The sequence below is a fragment of the Methylophilus sp. Leaf416 genome (assembly GCF_001424665.1).
Taxonomy (GTDB): Bacteria; Pseudomonadota; Gammaproteobacteria; order Burkholderiales; family Methylophilaceae; genus Methylophilus.
On sequence record NZ_LMQS01000004.1, the window covers coordinates 196,027 to 216,138 of the forward strand.

A 20,112-nucleotide genomic window follows, 5' to 3' on the forward strand; every position below is an offset into this window, starting at 1 on the left:
CAATTGATAAGGCAATTGAGAACAGGATGGGATCTTTTTCACTAAAGGAGTTTGTCATGAATTTACAACTTACAGGACATCATTTAGAAATCACTCCGGCATTGCGCGAATACGTTTTATCCAAATTTTCGCGCATCAGCAATCACTTCGACCATGTGATTGATGTCAAAGTTACCATGTCTGTAGAAAAGCTCGCCCAAAAGGTTGAAGCCACGCTACATGTTCCAGGCAATGATTTACACGCTGCCTGCGCAGATGAAAATATGTATAGTGCGATAGATATGCTTACTGATAAACTTGACCGACAGGTATTGAAACACAAGGAAAAAAACGGCGACCATCATAAATCCGGTGGTGCTGTGAAGCATCAGTTAAGTGCCTAACTTAATTACTTAGCCTTAGTTTCATCCTTCTCTACCCGCCCGGGTAGAGAATTAAATCACCCTCCCATACTTCAGTACTTTTACCTCGTTTGACTCCCCAGCAACAACTTTCGGTTGTAAAATAAGATTCGACTTTTTGTTGCAACTGGTTCAGGACATACATGGCACAAATCTCAGTGGCCGACTTGTACAAGCAAATTCGCGGAAAACTCAAATTGAAATGGGTGGCGGGCGAATCCGGCGGCAAAAAAATCCTTAATTCCGGCACTGTGACCAAGCCGTCACTGGCGTTGGTCGGGCATTTAAATTTTGTCCATCCAAACCGCGTACAAGTGTTGGGCTGTGCGGAAATGGATTACCTTGGTGGCCTCACTATCCTGGCGCTGCAACAGGCTGTAACCAATTTATTTTCTACCGATCTCGCCATGGTGGTGGTCGCCAATGGCGAAAAAGTGCCGCCGACCATGCTGGAAGCAGCGCAGCAAAACCAGGTACCCTTATTCACCACACCCATGATCAGCCCGCAGCTAATGGAATTGCTTGGCCATTACCTGGCCGTCGCTACTGCAGAAACCACCAGCCTGCATGGCGTATTTATGGAAGTGCAAGGGTTTGGCGTGCTGATTACCGGCAGTGCCGCGATTGGCAAAAGCGAGCTGGCGCTGGAACTGATTTCACGCGGCCACCGCCTGGTAGCTGACGATATTGTCGATTTTTACCGAATTTCGCCGGAACGGGTCGAAGGCCGTTGCCCGGAATTGTTGCAGGACTTTCTCGAGGTACGCGGCCTGGGCATTTTGAATATCCGCGCACTGTATGGTGATAATGCGGTCAAACCAACCAAGCCGCTGGATATGATGATACAGCTGGAACTGGCCGACGGCATGAACCCGCTGGAACTGGATAGATTAAGTGCCAACCGTCATACGGAGCGCCTGCTGGATGTAGAAGTCAGCAAAGTGATTATCCCGATTGCCGCCGGGCGCAACATTGCAGTACTTGTAGAAGCGGCAGTGCGTAACCATATGTTGTTATTACGTGGGGTAAACGCCACCAAGCAGCTGACGCAACGGCAAAAACAAATCATGCTGAGAGAAAGCAAATTAAGATGACAAACAGGTGGTCACGCAAATGCAACTGGTGATTGTGACCGGTTTATCCGGCTCGGGTAAAACCATCGCGCTGCGCGTGTTTGAAGACAGCGGTTATTACTGCATTGATAATTTACCCGCCACCCTGCTGCCGCATATCCAGAATCATGTGGCCGACCAGAATGCGGCCAAAGTCGCGGTGAGTATCGATAGCCGCAGCATCGCCATCGAATCGCTACCCGATATCCTGCAAACACTGAAAACGCAGGGCATTCAGTTTCATTTGCTGTATCTTGACGCCAACCATGAAACACTGGTCAAACGCTTTTCTGAAACCCGCCGAAAACACCCGCTCAGCACGCCTAGCCAGGCACTGGCTGAAAGTATCACCCACGAACGCGACCTGTTGTCAGGACTGAGCAATATCGGCCATCATGTTGATACCAGCAATCTGTCATCCAACGCATTACGTAACCACACCCGCGACTGGATGCTGCAAATCGAACAGGGCTTCCAGGAAGTGCGCCCGCATAACCTGGTGTTATCGTTTATTTCATTTGGCTTTAAACATGGCATTCCGCTCGACGCCGATTTTGTATTTGATGTCCGCAGTCTGCCGAATCCGCATTACGACCTGATTTTGCGTCCTTACAATGGCAAGCAGGCGCCTATACAGCAATTTCTGCAAAATGAACCCATGGTGCTTGAAATGCAACATGATATTCAGCACTATATAGAAAAATGGCTACCAAGCTTTTATCACGACCATCGCAGCTATGTCACGGTTGGCATCGGCTGCACAGGGGGGCAACACCGTTCCGTCTATCTGGTGGAACAATTGGGGGCGTATTTCAAGCAACTGCACCAGGTGATGATCCGTCATCGCGAATTGCATGAGGTTGCAGCTGTTATATCCCCTTAAACAACGGACTCTGAAAGTAAAACTATGATTGGTGTTTTGATTATTGCGCATGGCAGTTTTGGCCAAAGCCTGATCGATTGCGCGACCCATGTCATGGGAAATCGCCCGGTACAATTGGATTATCTCGAAATATCCAATCACGATGACCCTTCGCAAATCCTGCCAAAAGCCCAGGCACTGGTGCAACAGTTAGATAGCGGCCAGGGCGTGCTGGTGTTATCCGATATGTATGGCGCGACGCCCTGCAATATCGTCACCCGCTTGCTGACCCCGGATGAAACCGAAGGCGTTGCTGGCGTAAACCTGCCCATGCTGGTCCGCGTGCTTAATTATCGTCACGAAGGCTTGCATGCCTGCATAGAAAAAGCCCTCAGCGGTGGCCGCGAAGGGGTGGTCCACTTTACCAAAACAACCTGTCATCACACCCAATAATTCCAATAATTTATGGCCAAAATTTCTTTAGAAATCATCAACAAGCTCGGCTTGCACGCGCGTGCTTCTACTAAACTTACCCAGACTGCCAGCCAATTTAAAAGTGAGGTCTGGATAGAAAAAAACGGTCGCCGCGTGAATGCCAAAAGCATTATGGGCGTGATGATGCTGGCCGCCGCCAAAGGCAGCATTGTGGAGATTGAAGCCACCGGCGCGGATGAAGAGCAGGCCATCACTGCCCTGCAAGCGCTGATCAACAATTATTTTGGCGAGGGTGAATAATTGACCAGCTTTAGCATGCACGGCGTGGGTGTTTCCAGTGGCATTGCCATTGGACATGCCCACCTGATCTCCCATGCCTTGCTGGAAGTTGTGCACTTCAAAGTGCCTGCCGCAGCTGTCCCGGTCGAAATCGCACGCTTTGAGAGTGCGATTGATATCGTCAAGAAAAACCTGGAACAGATCAAACTTCAGTTACCTGTCAATGCGCCTGCCGAGCTGAGTGCATTTATCAATACGCATCTGGCGATGCTAAGCGACAAGGCGCTGTCCGAAGCGCCTAAAGCCATTATCCACACGGAGCGATGTAATGCCGAGTGGGCTCTCAAGCAGCAAATGGACGATATCGTCGCCCAGTTTGATGCGATAGAAGACCCTTATCTGCGCGAACGCAAACACGATGTGGTGCAAGTGGTAGAGCGTGTCATCAAGGTTTTACTGGGCCGAGACCAACTGGATGCCAGCGAAAAGAAACAGCAGGCTAAACAAGAGCGCGCCATGATCCTGGTGGCACATGATGTCTCGCCAGCCGACGCTATCCAGTTCAAGCATCACCAGTTTGCCGCGTTTATTACCGATGTCGGCGGCATCACCTCGCATACCGCGATCCTGGCACGCAGCCTCAATATCCCGTCTATTGTGGCCCTGCAGCGTGCACGCGACCTGATCAATGACGGCGAGTTGATGATCGTCGATGGCACCCAGGGCGTGGTGATTGTGAATCCCGACCCGGAAGTACTGTCCGAATACCAGCTCAAGCAAAACCAGTGGCAGCTGGCACAGCAAAAACTGCAACGCATCAAAACCACCAAGGCAGTCACGGTAGATGGTATTGCGATTGACCTTTTTGCCAACATTGAAGTGCCTGAAGATGTGGTCAGCGCCAAAGCCTCAGGGGCGGTAGGCGTAGGCTTGTACCGTACCGAATTCCTGTTTATGAACAGGCGCGAAATGCCTGGTGAGCAGGAGCAGTTTGAAGCGTACAAACATGTCGCCGAGGCCATGAAAGGCTATCCGGTGACCATACGTACGCTGGATATCGGTGCCGATAAACAATTACATCCTGATGAAATCGTGACTGCCACTAATCCGGCACTCGGTTTACGCGCAGTACGCTATTGCCTGTCCGAACCGCATATTTTCCATACGCAGTTTCGTGCATTATTGCGCGCCTCACATTACGGAAAAGTCAAAATCCTGATTCCCATGCTGTCGACGCTGGCAGAATTGCGCCAGACCAAACTGCTGTTACAACGCGCCAAGGATTCATTACGCCAGCAGAATATTCCTTTCGATGACCAGATTGCCCTGGGCGGCATGATTGAAATTCCTGCTGCGGCCATCAACTCCGAAGCGTTTGCGCAAGAACTGGATTTTCTGTCGATTGGCACCAATGACTTGATACAGTACACACTGGCGATCGACCGTGCCGATGATACGGTGGCGCACTTGTATAACCCGCTGCATCCGGCAGTTTTAAAGCTGATCCAGATGACTATACAAGCCGCAGAAAAATATGGAAAACCGGTTTCCGTGTGTGGCGAAATGGCGGGGGATATTAGGCTGACACGCTTACTGGTGGGCCTCGGCATGCGCCAATTGTCCATGCATCCCTCCCAGATTCTCAGCGTGAAATCCCAGATTTTGCAATGTGAAGAAGCGATACTGTCTCGGCAGGCGAAGAAGATCTTATCGTTTAGCGACCTCGAAAAAATCGAACCGCTGGTCAGGAAATTTAATGGTGAGTTTGCCTGACAGATGCCTGTGCATGCTCAGGCAATGGCCTTGATTAAACAAAACTCATCACCATCATCAAAATATACAATCACGCAATTGTGAACATTTGGCCAATAATTGCCATCTGATCATTAAAGCACTGCTTGAACTCAAACGCATTCATCAAAGGACATTGTTGTGAGCACGAATCCATTACTCGTTTTTAACGGCCTGCCAAAATTTAACGAAATTCAGCCTGCGCATGTGTCACCGGCGATTGACCAGCTGATTAGCGAAGGCCGTGCACTGGTTGAGCAGTTGGCGACCTCGCGCGAACAAGCCACCTGGAAAAACTTTGTGCAGCCGGTAGAAGACTTCTCGGAAAAACTCTCGCGTAGCTGGGGGCCGGTGGGGCATATGAATGCCGTGGTGAATACGCCAGAACTGCGTGAGGCGTATAACGATAATCTGGCTAAACTGACCGATTTCTACAGCGATTTATCACAGGATGAGCGTTTGTATAACAAATACAAAGCGATTCAGGCCAGCACTGAATATGCACAATTGAGCCGGGCACAAAAGAAAATCATCGAAAATGAAGTCCGTGGTTTCAAACTCGGTGGCGCTGAACTGCCTCCGGCAGAAAAAGTGCGCTTCAAGGAAATCGCGGAGCAGCTTTCCAAGCTCGGCAGTAAATTTGAAGAAAACATCCTGGATAACACCAATGACTTCAAACATATCGTTGAAGATGCCTCCGAATTAACTGGATTACCTGAAGATGCGTTGCAAGCGGCTGCTGAAGCCGCCAAAGCTGAAGGTAAAACGGGCTACCTGTTCACCCTGCATTTCCCATCCTACATGCCGGTCATGCAGTATTGCGACAACCGTGCACTCCGCGAAACCTTGTACCGCGCTTACGCGACACGTGCTTCTGAATTTAGCAAGCCGGAATGGGATAACACGCCACTGATTGCCGAGCTGCTGAAACTCAAACGGGAAGAAGCACGGTTATTAGGTTTTAAAAACTATGCCGAATTATCATTAGCCACAAAAATGGCCGATGCACCGCAGCAGGTGACCGACTTCCTGGATACCTTGGCCAAGCGTGCCAAGCCATATGCCGAGAAAGATGTGGCCGAGTTAAAAGCCTATGCCAGCAAACTTGGGTTTGACGAAATGCAAGCCTGGGACACCGGCTATATCAGCGAGAAATTACGTCAGGAAAAATATGCGTTCTCTGACCAGGAAGTAAAACAGTACTTCCCCGAAGACAAGGTAAAAGCCGGCCTGTTCAAAGTGGTGGAAACCATCTTTGGCGTACAGGTTCGCCAGGTGGATGCGCCGCTATGGCACAAAGACGCCAGCTTTTACGAAATCAGCGACCAGAACCGCCAGCCTATCGCCTATTTCTACCTGGATTTATATGCGCGTAACGGCAAACGTGGCGGCGCATGGATGGATGAATGCATCACCCGTCGCAAAACTGCCAATGGCGTTGAACTGCCTGTCGCTTACCTAACCTGCAATTTCTCGGCGCCAGTGGCCGGCAAGCCCGCCCTGTTCACGCATGACGAAGTGATTACCCTGTTCCACGAGTTTGGTCACGGTTTGCACCACATGCTGACACAGGTGGATGAATACAGTGTCTCGGGCATCAAAGGCGTGGAATGGGATGCAGTGGAATTGCCCAGCCAGTTTATGGAAAACTTCTGCTGGGAATGGGATGTATTGCGTCACATGACTGCGCATGTGGATACCGGTGAACAACTGCCACGCGCGCTTTTCGACAAAATGGTCGCTGCCAAAAACTTCCAGGCTGGCATGCAAACTGTTCGCCAGATTGAGTTTTCATTATTCGACATGCGTCTGCACAGCAGCTTTGATCCTGACAGCAACCAAACCGCGCTGGATATTCTGGAGCAGGTACGGGATGAAGTAGCAGTACTGCGCCCGCCTAAATGGAACCGCTTCCCGAATAGCTTCAGCCATATTTTTGCCGGTGGCTACTCAGCAGGTTATTACAGTTATAAATGGGCAGAAGTATTATCTGCCGATGCTTATAGCCTGTTTGAAGAGCTGGGTGTATTGTCTGCAGAAGCTGGCAGCCGCTTCAAGAATGAAGTACTGGCCCAGGGTGGCTCGCGTCCGGCGATGGAATCGTTTGTTGCCTTCCGTGGCCGAGAACCTAGCCTGGATGCTTTACTCAGGCATAATGGCATGGCCAGTTAATTGCTTGAAAAAAGCCAAGTGAACAAGACTTGGCTTTTTTCTGTTTAACTCCAAGCTTTATTTATAAGGATAACAATATGTCTCGCTTATCTACGCTTATTTTTACTAAGCTTATTTTTCTTGGCCTGCTAATCCCTGCGCTGGCATTCGCCGCCAAAGATGAAGCAGATGACATACACGCCAAAACGGCCGATGGTGATGAAGTGGTGTTACACGCCAATGGTTACTGGGAGTTTAAAGACGCCAAGAAAGCCGAAGTCGCAAAAGAAAAAGTAGAGCAATTTGAACGTAGCAATGGATGCCCTCTGGGCATGCGCCCGAGCTTTTTAGGTGTCGGGCGCTGTATTGCGTTTGATGACCCGATTTTACGTCGTGGTTCGCTGAAACCTCGCTGATTTCCTTTTTGCTTGCGCTATCTTCTGGCGCAATCCGGCACTAAAACAGGGCGCGCTATTGCGCCCTGTTTGTTTCTTGCGGCCTGGTTCCGGTTCAAATCGGCGATTTTATACAGTTCAGCAGCATTTTTGCACTGAGTTATGCATATGCAGCAATAGGTACAAGCCTTGCTTAATAGGGATCAAGACATAACCTGATAGCGCCCATGAATACTTTATCCCGTTTTAATTCATTCCAGTTCGCCCGCCATGGCGACAAACAAAACTCGGCTTTTTTTGAGGAATACCTGCAAAAACTGCTGGAAGAGCGTGACCGGGTCGGATTGACTGATCTAATCCAGGAAATTGACGCGCTGATGATCACAGTCGACCCTGATCATTCGATTCAATATATTGCAGAATTATCGCTGATGACGTCTTACCACTACCTGGTGACGCTCGAGAGCGAGCAGCACTGGACACATGTGCTGCGCATAGACCTGGATTCACCGGATTTGCTGATCCGTGAGGTTAAAGATCCTAACTTCCGTGGCATTTTCCGTTCTTTAAATGAAATTTACCCGGTGGGTGCTCGCAAGCCGAATAGTCGTTATATGGGCGAAATTATCCGCGTGACCAATATGCATGAGGTGGTCAAATTGCAGGAAGACCGCGAGTTCCGTTTCTTCACCCGTGATGAGGTGCGCAAAATGGAGCTGCCGGATAATGTCGCCATCAGCAAGCCTTCGCCATACACGCATAATATTGTCGGCTACATGCAGCGTCAGCCTGGTGAGTTACGCGTGTATGCACTGGGGACCAGCACCATACGCTCTGATGTACAGGCAGCTTACGATGCAGCCAAAAACCAGCAGGCCAGACTGCGTATAGATGATTTGATTTTGCCGGTGGACCACCTGGCGACCCGTGTCTATAGCCAGAACCGGGAAGTGGCTATCCTCGAATACTTATCCTGGTCCAGCTACTATTTCTGGGGTGCTTACAATATCTGGGATCAGAACTCCTCTACCAATGTGACCAAGAGCGTGCATGGCCTGGCCGAAACCAAGAGCCCCGCCAAAGTGTTTACTGCCAACAACACGCCCTACTTCGTCAATCATTTGGGCAAACTGGCCTCTCCTACCGAAACCTTTGTGCGCAACTATGGGCCAAGGCTGCACCATGTGGCGTTATCAGTCAAAGACGGCATGCGCGATGGCATGGAAAACATTGAGTTTGTGGTCGATGCCATCGCCGCACAGGGTAAAGGCTTTTTGCTGGATGTGATTGGCTCCAAGGAAGAAGGGCTGAAACAGATTTTTTCCAATGCCTCGGAACATTCGTCACTGATCATCGAATATGTACAACGTTATGATGGCTTCGATGGCTTTTTTACCCGCGACAATGTCGCCAAGCTCACTGCGGCTGCGGGGGTGGAAGAAGGTGTACTCGAAGCACAGGCCAAATTAAGCCAGGGTTCCGGCTCAGAATAATCATCTTCGTTTTTCGGGCAGGTTATCAACATGCTGATTTATACTATCGGCAACAATAACCTTCACTTACGAATACTTTATGCAACACGATTTCTGGCATACCCGCTGGCAGAACCAGCAAATTGGCTTTCACCTGGATGCGGTGAATCCGTTACTTGCAGCGCATTTCCAGACGCTTGATTTGCAAGCCGGTCAGCGCGTTTTCATTCCTTTATGCGGCAAAACGCTGGATATCCATTGGTTGCTGTCACAAGACATGCAAGTGGCCGGCGCTGAGCTAAACCAGTTAGCGGTGGATAGTTTATTCACAGAATTAGGCATCACACCGACCATTACCCAGCGCGGTTCGCTGCGCCACTACAGCGCTGAGCATATTGATATTTTCCAGGGCGATTTCTTTGAGCTGGATAAAGCATTGCTAGGCGACGTAGACGCCATTTACGACCGCGCCGCGCTGATTGCTTTACCGCAAGATATACGTGCAATTTATAGCCAGCGCTTAATCGACATCAGTCATAAAGCGCCACAATTTCTGATTACTTTTCATTACGATAAATCCTTGGTAGCGGGGCCACCTTTTAATGTCGATGACAGCGAATTGATCACACTTTACAGCCAAGCTTACAGCCTTGATTTACTGGCAGAAGAAAGATTGCCAACAGGGTTAAAAGGACAATATCCAGCGCAGGAAAAATGCTGGTTGTTGCGGCCTTTATCTTAAGCTTCCCTTAAACAGAGAATTCTAAACACATAGCCGCAAATGAAAACTGATGAAATTTTGAGTATTTGGCTAAATTCAGCGATGTATGTCCTATCATGCTTCATGTTTTTTTCTATCATTCTGCATGCAGAAGAGGGTGTTAACTGGTGTAACCACACTCACGATTCGAATTATGTTCTGGAATGGGATGAGACAAACTCAAAAGATTTGTCTGAAAGAACATTGCTAGTGAAAAATAAATTATCCGGCAATATTTTTGCCATTTTAAAAGGTGAGGCTAGCTATGAACCGGCCGACCATTTTTATATAGATGATTATAACTTTGATGGATGCCAGGATATTTCATGGGTAAACGGAATGAATGCAAATGGCGATGTTACCTATGAGGTTTTTTTATACAGCAAAGCCTCTAGTACCTTTATTTATTCGGACGATCTTTCTGTCATACCCAATTTAAAAATTAGCCAACAGCCTAATTGTTTGTCTGGGTCCAGTGCTAAAACCTATGGAGATTTTTTTGGTGGCACTAACTCAACTTATTGTTGGATCAACAGTACACTTGTGGAAACGGAACGCTCTGAGTTATCAATGGATACTGAACATATGTGCTCCAAATCTCAAAAATATAGACTCAATAGTGATGGTCATTTAAATTTACAAAAGGAATCTTGTGAGAGTTTTTGAGCTCTAGCCGATTCGAAAGGTCTCCGCCACGCAGCCCATGAGCGTGTCATGATTTTGGTGCCAATGATGCAAGCTCCCCACAACATGAAAGGCCTGTGCCCGCACCAAGTCACTCGGCTGCCTTAAATCCGGCACCACCACGACGCGCAGCCCGGCCGCAATCGCCGCCTGTGCGCCTAATTCACTATCTTCAAATGCAATGCATTCATCCGCCTGCAAGCCGAGTTTTTGCAATGCCAACAGATAAATATCCGGGTTGGGTTTGCCACGGGTGACTTCCTGGCCGCTGGTGACATGGCTGAAGTAATCCAGCACACCGGTATGTGTTAAACGATGCGTAATATGCGACGTTGGCGATGATGACGCCACACTGCAGATTATGCCTTGTGCTTGGTAATACTTTAATAACTCAAGCGCGCCGGACTTTAGCGGAAACACATGGTTGCAGGCATCCAGGTAGGTATTCAGACCCTGCATCACATGCTGAAAATTCTCTTCGCTGCCTAGTTGCTGCGTCATCAGCCGGGTGGAATCCGCCCATATACGGCCCACCAGTTCTACATACTCGGCCTGAGTGTAGGTAATCCCTATGCTTGCTGCAGCCTGGATACAGCCTTGCATAATGATGCGTTCGGAATCGATCAGCAGACCGTCCATATCAAAAATTGCTGCTTTAATCACCGAAATCTCAGCCAAATCTTTAAAAAGGGAAAGCGCTATTTTAGCCGATTCCCTGCCCGCACCTTGTCCATCGCAACAAAAAACATACTTAATAACAACAACTTGCTTTCTGTATGCGCTAAAAATGGGTTCGAGGTATCGGTGTTAAGAAATGTTGGCTAATATAAATCCAGCATGATGCTGGTGCTCAGTGACTCATGCCATGAAAGCTGTTATGGCTGCCATTGAAATGAAAAGCTGGCGGCACAGAAACCATAAATATAAACGCTCAAGGAGACTCAGATGGATAAAGCCAAGCTCTACACTTTACGCTGGTCAGCCATGCAAATTGCCAGGTTAGCTTCCGACCCCAAAGTCGATGCCCTGGCGCTGCACCAGATTGAAATTTTGTCGCAATTGCTTGAAGAACCGATTCCACAGGAATTTGCCCCACCTGAACCTCCACGCCCCAGCCATCATCCCCAACCCACGCCAGCGGAGGCGGCAACCCCGGAAAAAAAGCGTTATCCGCCAGGCGAAAAAAAACTGTGGTACCCGGAAGCGCTGGTGCGCACTGATATACGCCGCGTTGCAAAAGGGGAATACCCCAAACGCTACCCTTATGGCGCGATTGTGCACTTCACCGCCGGTCAATACAGTAAGGGGCTGGAGAATGCGATCAGTGCGATTTCGGATAGCCTTTATTTCTTTTGCAGCATAGGCACCGATGGTCGATTTGTGCAGGCCAACCCGCTAAACCAGTGGGGTTACCATGCCGGGGAAAGTGCGTGGACGATTGCGGGTGAAAAGCGCAGTGGCGTTTCCAATTTCCTGGTCGGTATCGAAATCACCAATCCAGGACGACTGGAGATACATAACGGCAAGTATTACACCTACTGGGATACCGCATTCAAACAACCTTTGGATAGCCAGAAAGTGCGCGTGATCGAGAAGAACCACGACAATATCCTGGCAGGCGCTTACTTGCCTTACACCAGGGAGCAGGAGGAAACGCTGATTGAGTTTTTGTTATGGGCGAAAGCAAATAACCCCGGTGTATTTGATTTTGATTATGTGCTGGGACACGACGAAGTGGCTGGCCCAAAAGGGATCGGGCGCTGGCGCAAAAATGATCCCGGTGGTGCTTTATCAATGACGATGACTGAGTTCAGGCAACTATTGAAGGACGAGTATAAAAAACGTTACGGATAAATGGTCTGGATAATCATTAGCGAATGGGTTAGGTCAATGCGTACTCAAGTGGTGTCACCGTCACACTGACATTCAGCTGCTGCTGTCCACCCCCCAATACGACGCCGCGCATAGGCGACACATCACTGAAATCACGCCCCCATGCCACCGTGATATGTTCGTGCTGCACCAGGCAATTATTGGTCGGGTCGAAATCTACCCAGCCATACACCGGGCAATACACTGAGACCCAGGCATGTGAAGCATCAGCGCCTACCAGGCGTGGCTGGCCTTTGGGCGGGTGCGTCAGTATGTAACCGCTCACATAGCGACATGCCAAGCCCAGTGAACGCATGGCGCCAATCATCACATGGGCAAAGTCCTGGCACACGCCGCGCTTGCCATTCAACACCTCATCTAAGGGTGTAGCGACATCAGTCGCTTGCGGATCAAACTCAAACTCCCGGTAAATCTGTTGTGTCAGTGCCATGGCGGCTTCAAGTAACGGTCTCTGGGGCGTAAAGCAGGTGCGCGCAAAACTTGCCAGCGCCTCGCTGCTCTTTACTTTTACAGTGGAATACATATAGCGGGTGGCCTCGATATGTTGTGCACCTTGCGACTGCAACATGGCTTGCAACTGCTCCCAGGCAGGGCTTTGAATAAAGGCATCCATGGTGGGGCGCGGCGATACTTCTACCTGGAAGCGCGAGGTCACTTGCAGTGACTGGTGCGGTATCAGGATGGTAACGTAGTCATTATGGTTGCCAAAAAAATCCAGGTGTCGTGATTGTTCTGCAGGTTGCGGATTGCACACCAGCGTGCACGAAACACTCTGCTGAAACGGCGTTTCGCGCGGCATCATGTGCAGTAATTGCTGCGACTGGATCACAGGGGTGTCATACCTGTAAAGCGTGCGATGTTCGACCTGGTAGCGCATTATCATGCACCCGGCGTCGCATGGGGGCTGGTGTAACTGAAAAAACGCAAACTCAGCCGGTCAGATAAAGATTGCGTTACCCCATAGGCGTCATTGAGCCAGTTAGACAAGCTGATATTACCAGCATGAAAACACTGGTCTGCATCCAGTTGCATCAGTGCCTGCCCGCAATGCCTGAGTTCAACCGCAATACCTCCTGCATTGTCTTGCGCATCCATTTCTTCCAGGTATTTCAGCAAGCCCTTGATCTGGAACACGATAGAATTCGGGTTATTTTCATCCATCAATAACAAATCCAGCACCGGTAACCATTCCGGCTGTGCCGCGTAACGCGCGCGGTAAGTCACCAGGTTATTGGTCACTTGCAACAACCATTCCAGGTTACTTTGCTCAGGCATCGCCAGTGCGCGGCTCAGCAATACACACATAAATTGCAGGCGCTCAATGCGCCGGCCCAGCGACATGAAACGCCAGCCGAGGTCACGCGTCATCCAGTCCATGGCAAAGCCGGTCAGGGTAACAAAATGATTAATCGCCTGTTCTATGGATGCCATCGCATCTTGCAGGGTCGGTTGTTGATGGCGGGTAATAAACTGCCGTGACAGCAGGTTAACCGTGCGCCAATGGTCATTGGAAATACGTTCACGCAGGTTAAACGCCTGCTGGAAAAGTTGCTGCACGCTGGTAGCCAGGCTGCTGGAATATTGTGAAAACACAGCCTGTATGAGTAATGGCGCGATGTCATCATCAGACCAGAGCTGCGCGGGCTGCCAAGATGTCGTAGCGGTTTTATTAGCTGGCAGGAGTTCAAACCACTGACACAAGCCCTGTATGGTGGGCCACTCACCTACCCGGGTTCCTGGTGTGTATTCCACCAGGGCGCGGATAGCCACACGTAACATAATGGCTTTTTGCAGATTGCGTACACAATAACGGCCATACCAGAACAGGTTTTCAGCCATGCGGCTGGAAAGGTAAGTATTCTCGCGCACCAGGTCATGGCTGGAATTAGTCTTGCGCAACATATTGCCGGGTGGCTGGTGATATTGCGAAAGCACCCAGGTATCCTTGCTGGTACCACCGCGTTGCATGGTCACATCGCGCGCATCTTTACCACTGGCAACACGGGCCAGGCCGCCCGGCATAATCGCATAGCCATTGGGAGTGGCAAAAGCGTACACCCTTAAACTCACAGCTAGCGAACTGATTTGCGGTTGCTGGTGATTAACCAGCACCGGTGCGTGCGAAATATCCAGCCGTTCCTGCGCGATGTAATGATCAGGTTGTGCCAGCAATCTGGCAATCAGTGACTCTCGCTGAGCCTGGTTTAAATCTTCGCAAAATACCGGCGAGGATTCCACATGCGGATAAGCTGGATGAATCACCAGGTAATCCAGGTTATTGATGACGTATTCAAGCGCGGCGGGTTCGCCACACCACCAGGTGGCAACGGATGGCATGCGTAACTCTTCACCTAATAGCGATCTGCACAGTTTAGGCAAAAAGCCTAATAAAGCACCGGATTGCAACAGGTTAGAGCCCAACGCATTGGCAATCACCACATTACCCAGTCTCGCCACTTGTGCCAGCCCAGCCACGCCGAGCAGCGATTCGGCATTCAACTCCAGCGGGTCACAGTAGTCATCATCAATACGCCGCAAAATCGCATGGATAGGTTTGAGTCCGGCCACGGTTTTTAACCAGACCACACCATTACGCACCGTCAGGTCACTGCCGTGTACCAGTGGATAGCCGAGGTAACCGGCCAGGAAGGATTGCTCATGGTAAGTTTCGTTATAAGGGCCAGGGGTCAGGATCACCACCAATGGTGGCTCACCTGCACCCAATGGTGACATGGCAGGCACTGTCAGCGCCTGGTTTTCGGCGACGCGGTGGCCCCAATGCGCCAGGCTGTCGCGCATGCTGGCAAAAAAACCACTCAGGCGCTCGATATTCAGGTCACGGAATAATTCGGGAAAAGCACTGGAAATAATGGTGCGGTTTTCAAGCGCATAACCGGCGCCAGTTGGCGCTTGCGTGCGGTCAGTCATGACCCACCATTGGCCGTTGGGTGCGCGGGCAATATCCACCGCATAACTATGCAGGGCGATATTGTCGTAATGTGGCGCACCGACGCACGAAGGTAAAAAGCCACTGTGCCCATACACCAGTGCCGGCGGCAGCTGGCCGCTTTGCAGCAGGCGTTGCTCTCCATAGACATCCAGCAATACTTTATTCAGCAAGGTAGCGCGTTGCGCAACTGAAGCGGCAATGTGCTGCCATTCAGCCTGCGCAATAATCAGGGGCAGTACATCCAGGTCCCATGGCCTCTGCAGGCCATGCGTATCGGCATAGACGTTATAGGTGACACCATTGTCGCGTATCTGGCGCTGCACCGCTTCCAGCCGCTGACGCATCACCGTCGGTGCTTCAGACTCCAGCTGTGCCGACAGCGCCTGCCAATGCGGACGCAACTGGCCATTGCTATCCAACAGTTCGTTGTAGCGATCAGAAAAATACAGTTGGTTTAGCACTGTTTGCATGCTGGCTATCTAAATACAGAAGCTTTCGAATAAAGTGAGCACATTACCCATAGAGAACATGATCCTGATAGTAGGTTCATCACAAAGCGCAATCTGGCTACGGCTACCTAAACCGCCTGCCAGCGCAAATCCAGTGTAAACGGAAAACGCGGATTCGGTGGTTCTTTTACCACTTCCACTTTGCCAGGCGTATGCCCATGCGCCCAGAAGCGGGCAAACCGGCGTGCCTCAGCTTCATTCGCATTCACCGGGAAAGTATCGTAATTACGCCCACCTGGATGCGCGACATGATAAGTGCAACCGCCGAGTGACTGACTGCTCCAGGTATCTACCAGGTCAAACACCAGCGGTGCCTGCACATCAATGGTCGGGTGCAAAGCAGACCATGGATGCCAGGCACGGAACCGTACACCGGCAACATACTCGCCTGCCACGCCGGTGGATTGCAAAGGCAGTGGCCGCCCATTGCAAGTCACTGTATAGCGCCCTTCAGTGAGACCGCGAACACGTAATTGCATACGTTCAACCGATGAATCCACATAGCGTGCGGTGGCGCCTGCCGAGACCTCTTCGCCAAGTACGTTCCATGGCTCAATCGCCTGCCGCAATTCCATTTCAATGCCGTGATAAGCGACCGTACCATAACGTGGAAAGCGGAACTCGATAAATGGATCAAACCATCGTTGCTCAAACCCATAACCTTCTTGACGCAGCTCATTGACGATATCGGCCATATCCTGGGCGATAAATTGCGGTAACATCCAGCGGTCATGCAACTCGGTGCCCCAATGCACCAGTTTCCCGGTGTAGGGTGTTTTCCAGAAACGTGCCACCAGCGCACGAATGAGCAGGCTTTGCAGCAAACTCATCCTTGCGTGTGGCGGCATCTCAAACGCGCGAAACTCCACCAGCCCCAGCCGTCCGGTTGGGCCATCTGGTGAGTATAATTTATCTATAGAGAATTCCGCCCGGTGTGTATTGCCGGTCAGGTCGACCAGCAAGTGACGTAGCAATCTATCTACCAGCCATGGCTGCTTGCTCTCTTTACCGGCCGGCACCACTTTCTCCATTTGCTGAAAAGCGATCGCCAGCTCATACAGGTTGTCATCGCGCGCCTCATCCACGCGTGGCGCCTGGCTGGTAGGGCCAATAAACGTGCCTGAAAACAGGTAAGACAGTGCCGGATGATGTTGCCAGTAAGTAATCAGGCTGCGCAGCACGTCCGGACGACGTAACAAGGGGCTGTCCGCTGCAGTTTCTCCCCCTAATGTGACATGATTACCGCCACCGGTACCGGTATGACGCCCATCCAGCATAAATTTTTCAGTCCCCAGGCGGCAGAGGCGTGCTTCTTCATACAGCATAGTCACATTGGCTACGAGTTCGCGCCAGTTTTTGGCCGGATGAATATTGACTTCAATCACGCCCGGATCTGGCGTCACACTCAATAATTTAAGGCGGCTGTCTCTTGGTGGCGGATAACCCTCTAACCACAATTTGAGTTTTAAATCGCTGGCAGTCTGCTCAATCGCGCTGAGCAAATCGAGGTAATCTTCAAGCCGGGTGACCGGCGGCATAAACACATACAGCCTGCCCTTGCGCACTTGCACACACAAGGCCGTGTGTATGACCTCGCGCGCCGTGGGCTGAACTGTTTTATGTTTTGCGCGCACGATGGGTGCACGCGATTCCCCCAAGGCAGAGGTTTCCGCAAAGGGATCGAGCGGAAAGTCAGGCTCGATGTCAGCAGGCAGTTGCCAGGGTAATGAGGCTAAGGGAAGGCGCAAACCCATGGGGGAATCGCCGCCCAGCAGATACAAATGCTCACGCCGTAATGGCCATTTACTGGTCAGCCACTCTCCTGCCTTATGCTGCTCGACTGGCTTGAGTGGCATGATAAAGCCGACCACAGAACCGAGACCCTGGTCGAGTAACCGGGCCAGGCGTTGACGTTCGGCACTATCTTTCAGATCCGCTTTAAGCGGGTCCACGTTGTCAGGTAATTGCTGTTCTTGCAGGGTGAGTGCGACGGCATCTTCATACGCCGGGATCACACAGGCCTGCGGGAAACCGAGCATATCAGCCAGGTGATTGGTAAATGCCTGTGCCTGTAAATGTGTGTAGCCGTCATCTGCGCCTTCGGCGGAAAACAGGCTGGCATCGTGCCAGGCAGGTTTGCCATCGGGACGCCAGTAAATATTAATCGCCCAACGTGGTAAAGCCTCTCCCGGATACCATTTGCCCTGGCCATAATGCAGGAACCCTTTGGGCGCTACATGTGATTTCAGGCGCAACGCCAGCTCACCCGCCAAAGTGCGTTTATGGTCACCGAGCGCCAATGTATTCCATTGTGCACCATCCATATCATCAATAGAAACAAAGGTCGGCTCGCCACCATGTGTGAGGCGTACATCCATGGCAATCAGTTGCTCATCAACCTGGTCGCCCAGCCCGACGATGGCCTGCCAGTCTTTTTCAGTGTAAGGCTTGGTCACGCGCGGGTCTTCGTGGATGCGTGTCACCGTCATTTCATGTTTGAAAGTGACTTCCGCCATATCGGTGAACCCCACTACTGGCGCGGCGGATGAAGGTAAAGCGGTACACGCTAGTGGAATATGCCCTTCTCCCGCCATCAGGCCGGAAGTCGGGTCCAGCCCGACCCAGCCGGCGCCGGGAATAAATACCTCGGTCCACGCATGCAGGTCAGTAAAGTCCTGGTCGGTGCCACTTGGGCCATCCAGCGCCTCAACATCGGCTTTAAGCTGGATCAGGTAGCCGGAAACAAATCGGGCGGCCAGGCCCAGATGCCGCATAATCTGCACCAGCAACCAGGCAGTATCCCGGCAAGATCCTGTCAACTTTTGCAGAGTTTCTTCCGGCGTTTGGATACCGGGTTCCAGACGTACCGTATAACCGATATCGCCTTGCAGGCACTGGTTCACACTCATCAGGAAATCGACGATGCCCATACCCGGCTTGATGAACTGGCTGCGTATTTTTTCTATCCAGCTTTGCAATAGAGAACCAACGTTATCGGGCTGCAAATACGCTGTCAGTTCAAACGCCTGCTGTTCGGTGTAATTAAATGGATATTGCTCGGCATATTTTTCAACAAAAAAATCAAACGGGTTGATGACCGTCATATCCGCCACCAAATCGACCGTAAAGTCGAGTTCGCGCACCATTTCAGGGAATACGCAGCGTGCAATGTAGTTACCGTATGGGTCTTGCTGCCAGTTAATAAAATGCTTCTCGGGCGTGACTGTCAGCGAATAAGCCAGCACCGGGGTACGCGCATGCGCGGCTGGCTTCAGGCGGACTTCGTGAGGAGAAAGATTGACCAGGCGGTCAAAGGTATAGCTGGTGCGGTGATGTAACGCCACGCGAATTGCCACTGCGACCCCTCTTGGGAATGATTGTTTTAAGCAGTGAGATGCAGGAAATATGCCAGCTGCTCAGGTTTAAAGCATGTGTAGCTTTATCAGAAGATAATAAACTCAGGAAAACGTTTTACAGTGACTGATAGGTCATCTCAAATCATGGCCAATCAGTCACATGCCAGGCTTACTTTCCGCCTATCAGATTTTTAACGGCACCGACCACATCACCCGGTATTAGCACCAGCTTGCTATTATGCGATTCAGCGAGTTTTTGCAGCGATTGAATATACCGGTCACCCAGCAAGAAAGTCGCTGATGTGTCATTTTCTTTCACGGCCTGCGCAATGAGTTTAATCGCCTCGGCAGAGGCATTAGCAGCCACTAGTTGAGCCTCGGCATCTTTACGTGCGCCTTCCAGACGCGCTTCAGCATTTAAAATCAGTGATTGCTTGGCACCTTCCGCTTCAGTCACAACCGCCACCCGCTCACGCTCTGCCGCAGCCTGGCGCTCCATGGCATCCTGCATGTTTGCTGATGGCTTGATATCCTGAATTTCCACACTTTTTACTGTTAAGCCCCAATCAAGTGCTTCGTCAGCAATGGCTTGTTTCAATTCGGCTTTAATGCGGTCACGCGAAGTCAGCGCGTGATTCAAATCCATGCCACCGATAATTGATCGCAGATTTGTCTGCACCATATTACGCATGGCTTCCCTGAAGTTCTCAATACCATAGACAGCGCGTTCGATATTGGACACCTTCATAAATGCCACTGCATTGGCAAGGATGACCGCATTATCCCGGGTAATCACTTCCTGCTGAGGAATATCCAGAATGATGTCTTTGGTCGTGACTTTATAACTGACCCTGCTTAAAATCGGGTTGATCACATGCAATCCCGGGCTAATGATGCCGGCAAACTTACCCAGGCGCTCAACCACCCACTCTTCGCCCTGCGGGACGATGCGCACGCCTTTAACAATGGCGATAATTGCCAGTATCAATAAGATAATGCTGATTTCCATGTGAACTCCTCTGTTTAATATACTGATGGGCTGCTGAATTGCGCATCCCGATG

17 protein-coding genes are annotated in these 20,112 nt (G+C 50.7%); 12 read left to right on the top strand and 5 right to left on the bottom strand.

The window, feature by feature from the left end:
• The first annotated feature begins 56 nt into the window (after positions 1-56).
• From hpf to ASG34_RS10755, 11 genes are all read left to right on the top strand, one after another.
• On the top strand, positions 57-383 hold the full coding sequence (gene hpf, locus ASG34_RS10705; protein WP_055830357.1) for a ribosome hibernation-promoting factor, HPF/YfiA family: 327 nt from the start codon (positions 57-59) through the stop codon (positions 381-383).
• Between the two features lie 161 nt (positions 384-544).
• A complete protein-coding gene (gene hprK / locus ASG34_RS10710; protein ID WP_055830359.1) occupies positions 545-1,495 on the top strand; it encodes an HPr(Ser) kinase/phosphatase in 951 nt (316 codons plus the stop codon).
• Between the two features lie 19 nt (positions 1,496-1,514).
• Positions 1,515-2,396 carry an RNase adapter RapZ gene (gene rapZ, locus ASG34_RS10715; RefSeq protein ID WP_055830360.1) on the top strand — a complete coding sequence of 294 codons (882 nt, stop codon included), beginning with the start codon at positions 1,515-1,517 and terminating at the stop codon, positions 2,394-2,396.
• 24 nt (positions 2,397-2,420) lie between these two features.
• Positions 2,421-2,828, top strand: coding sequence for a PTS sugar transporter subunit IIA (locus ASG34_RS10720; protein ID WP_055830362.1), 408 nt, complete (start codon positions 2,421-2,423; stop codon positions 2,826-2,828).
• Between the two features lie 12 nt (positions 2,829-2,840).
• Positions 2,841-3,110 carry an HPr family phosphocarrier protein gene (locus ASG34_RS10725; protein ID WP_055830364.1) on the top strand — a complete coding sequence of 90 codons (270 nt, stop codon included), beginning with the start codon at positions 2,841-2,843 and terminating at the stop codon, positions 3,108-3,110.
• Complete coding sequence (gene ptsP / locus ASG34_RS10730; RefSeq protein ID WP_055830366.1) at positions 3,111-4,862, top strand: phosphoenolpyruvate--protein phosphotransferase; 1,752 nt, start codon at positions 3,111-3,113, stop codon at positions 4,860-4,862.
• 159 nt (positions 4,863-5,021) lie between these two features.
• Complete coding sequence (locus ASG34_RS10735) at positions 5,022-7,052, top strand: M3 family metallopeptidase (protein ID WP_055830369.1); 2,031 nt, start codon at positions 5,022-5,024, stop codon at positions 7,050-7,052.
• 77 nt (positions 7,053-7,129) lie between these two features.
• Entirely contained in the window at positions 7,130-7,447 is a 318-nt protein-coding gene (locus ASG34_RS10740; protein ID WP_055830371.1) for a hypothetical protein, read from the top strand.
• A gap of 206 nt (positions 7,448-7,653) precedes the next feature.
• Complete coding sequence (locus ASG34_RS10745; protein WP_055830373.1) at positions 7,654-8,919, top strand: hypothetical protein; 1,266 nt, start codon at positions 7,654-7,656, stop codon at positions 8,917-8,919.
• 79 nt (positions 8,920-8,998) lie between these two features.
• Positions 8,999-9,640 carry a thiopurine S-methyltransferase gene (gene tmpT, locus ASG34_RS10750; protein ID WP_055830375.1) on the top strand — a complete coding sequence of 214 codons (642 nt, stop codon included), beginning with the start codon at positions 8,999-9,001 and terminating at the stop codon, positions 9,638-9,640.
• A 39-nt stretch (positions 9,641-9,679) separates the two neighbouring features.
• A complete protein-coding gene (locus ASG34_RS10755) occupies positions 9,680-10,324 on the top strand; it encodes an XAC2610-related protein (RefSeq protein ID WP_055830377.1) in 645 nt (214 codons plus the stop codon).
• A 3-nt stretch (positions 10,325-10,327) separates the two neighbouring features.
• Here the strand turns inward: ASG34_RS10755 and ASG34_RS10760 are convergent, their stop codons facing one another.
• Positions 10,328-11,005 (bottom strand): HAD family hydrolase, encoded by a 678-nt coding sequence (locus ASG34_RS10760; RefSeq protein ID WP_055830896.1) that lies wholly within the window; start codon positions 11,003-11,005, stop codon positions 10,328-10,330.
• A gap of 282 nt (positions 11,006-11,287) precedes the next feature.
• Here ASG34_RS10760 and ASG34_RS10765 point away from each other — a divergent pair, with 282 nt between their 5' ends.
• Entirely contained in the window at positions 11,288-12,196 is a 909-nt protein-coding gene (locus ASG34_RS10765) for an N-acetylmuramoyl-L-alanine amidase (RefSeq protein ID WP_055830379.1), read from the top strand.
• 28 nt (positions 12,197-12,224) lie between these two features.
• Here the strand turns inward: ASG34_RS10765 and ASG34_RS10770 are convergent, their stop codons facing one another.
• The 4 genes from ASG34_RS10770 to ASG34_RS10785 form a co-directional block, all read right to left on the bottom strand.
• Complete coding sequence (locus ASG34_RS10770) at positions 12,225-13,112, bottom strand: transglutaminase family protein (protein WP_055830381.1); 888 nt, start codon at positions 13,110-13,112, stop codon at positions 12,225-12,227.
• Between the two features lie 2 nt (positions 13,113-13,114).
• Entirely contained in the window at positions 13,115-15,655 is a 2,541-nt protein-coding gene (locus ASG34_RS10775) for a circularly permuted type 2 ATP-grasp protein (RefSeq protein WP_055830383.1), read from the bottom strand.
• 107 nt (positions 15,656-15,762) lie between these two features.
• Positions 15,763-19,050 carry a transglutaminase family protein gene (locus ASG34_RS10780; RefSeq protein ID WP_055830385.1) on the bottom strand — a complete coding sequence of 1,096 codons (3,288 nt, stop codon included), beginning with the start codon at positions 19,048-19,050 and terminating at the stop codon, positions 15,763-15,765.
• 169 nt (positions 19,051-19,219) lie between these two features.
• Positions 19,220-20,059 carry an SPFH domain-containing protein gene (locus ASG34_RS10785; protein WP_055830386.1) on the bottom strand — a complete coding sequence of 280 codons (840 nt, stop codon included), beginning with the start codon at positions 20,057-20,059 and terminating at the stop codon, positions 19,220-19,222.
• Positions 20,060-20,112 lie beyond the last annotated feature (53 nt).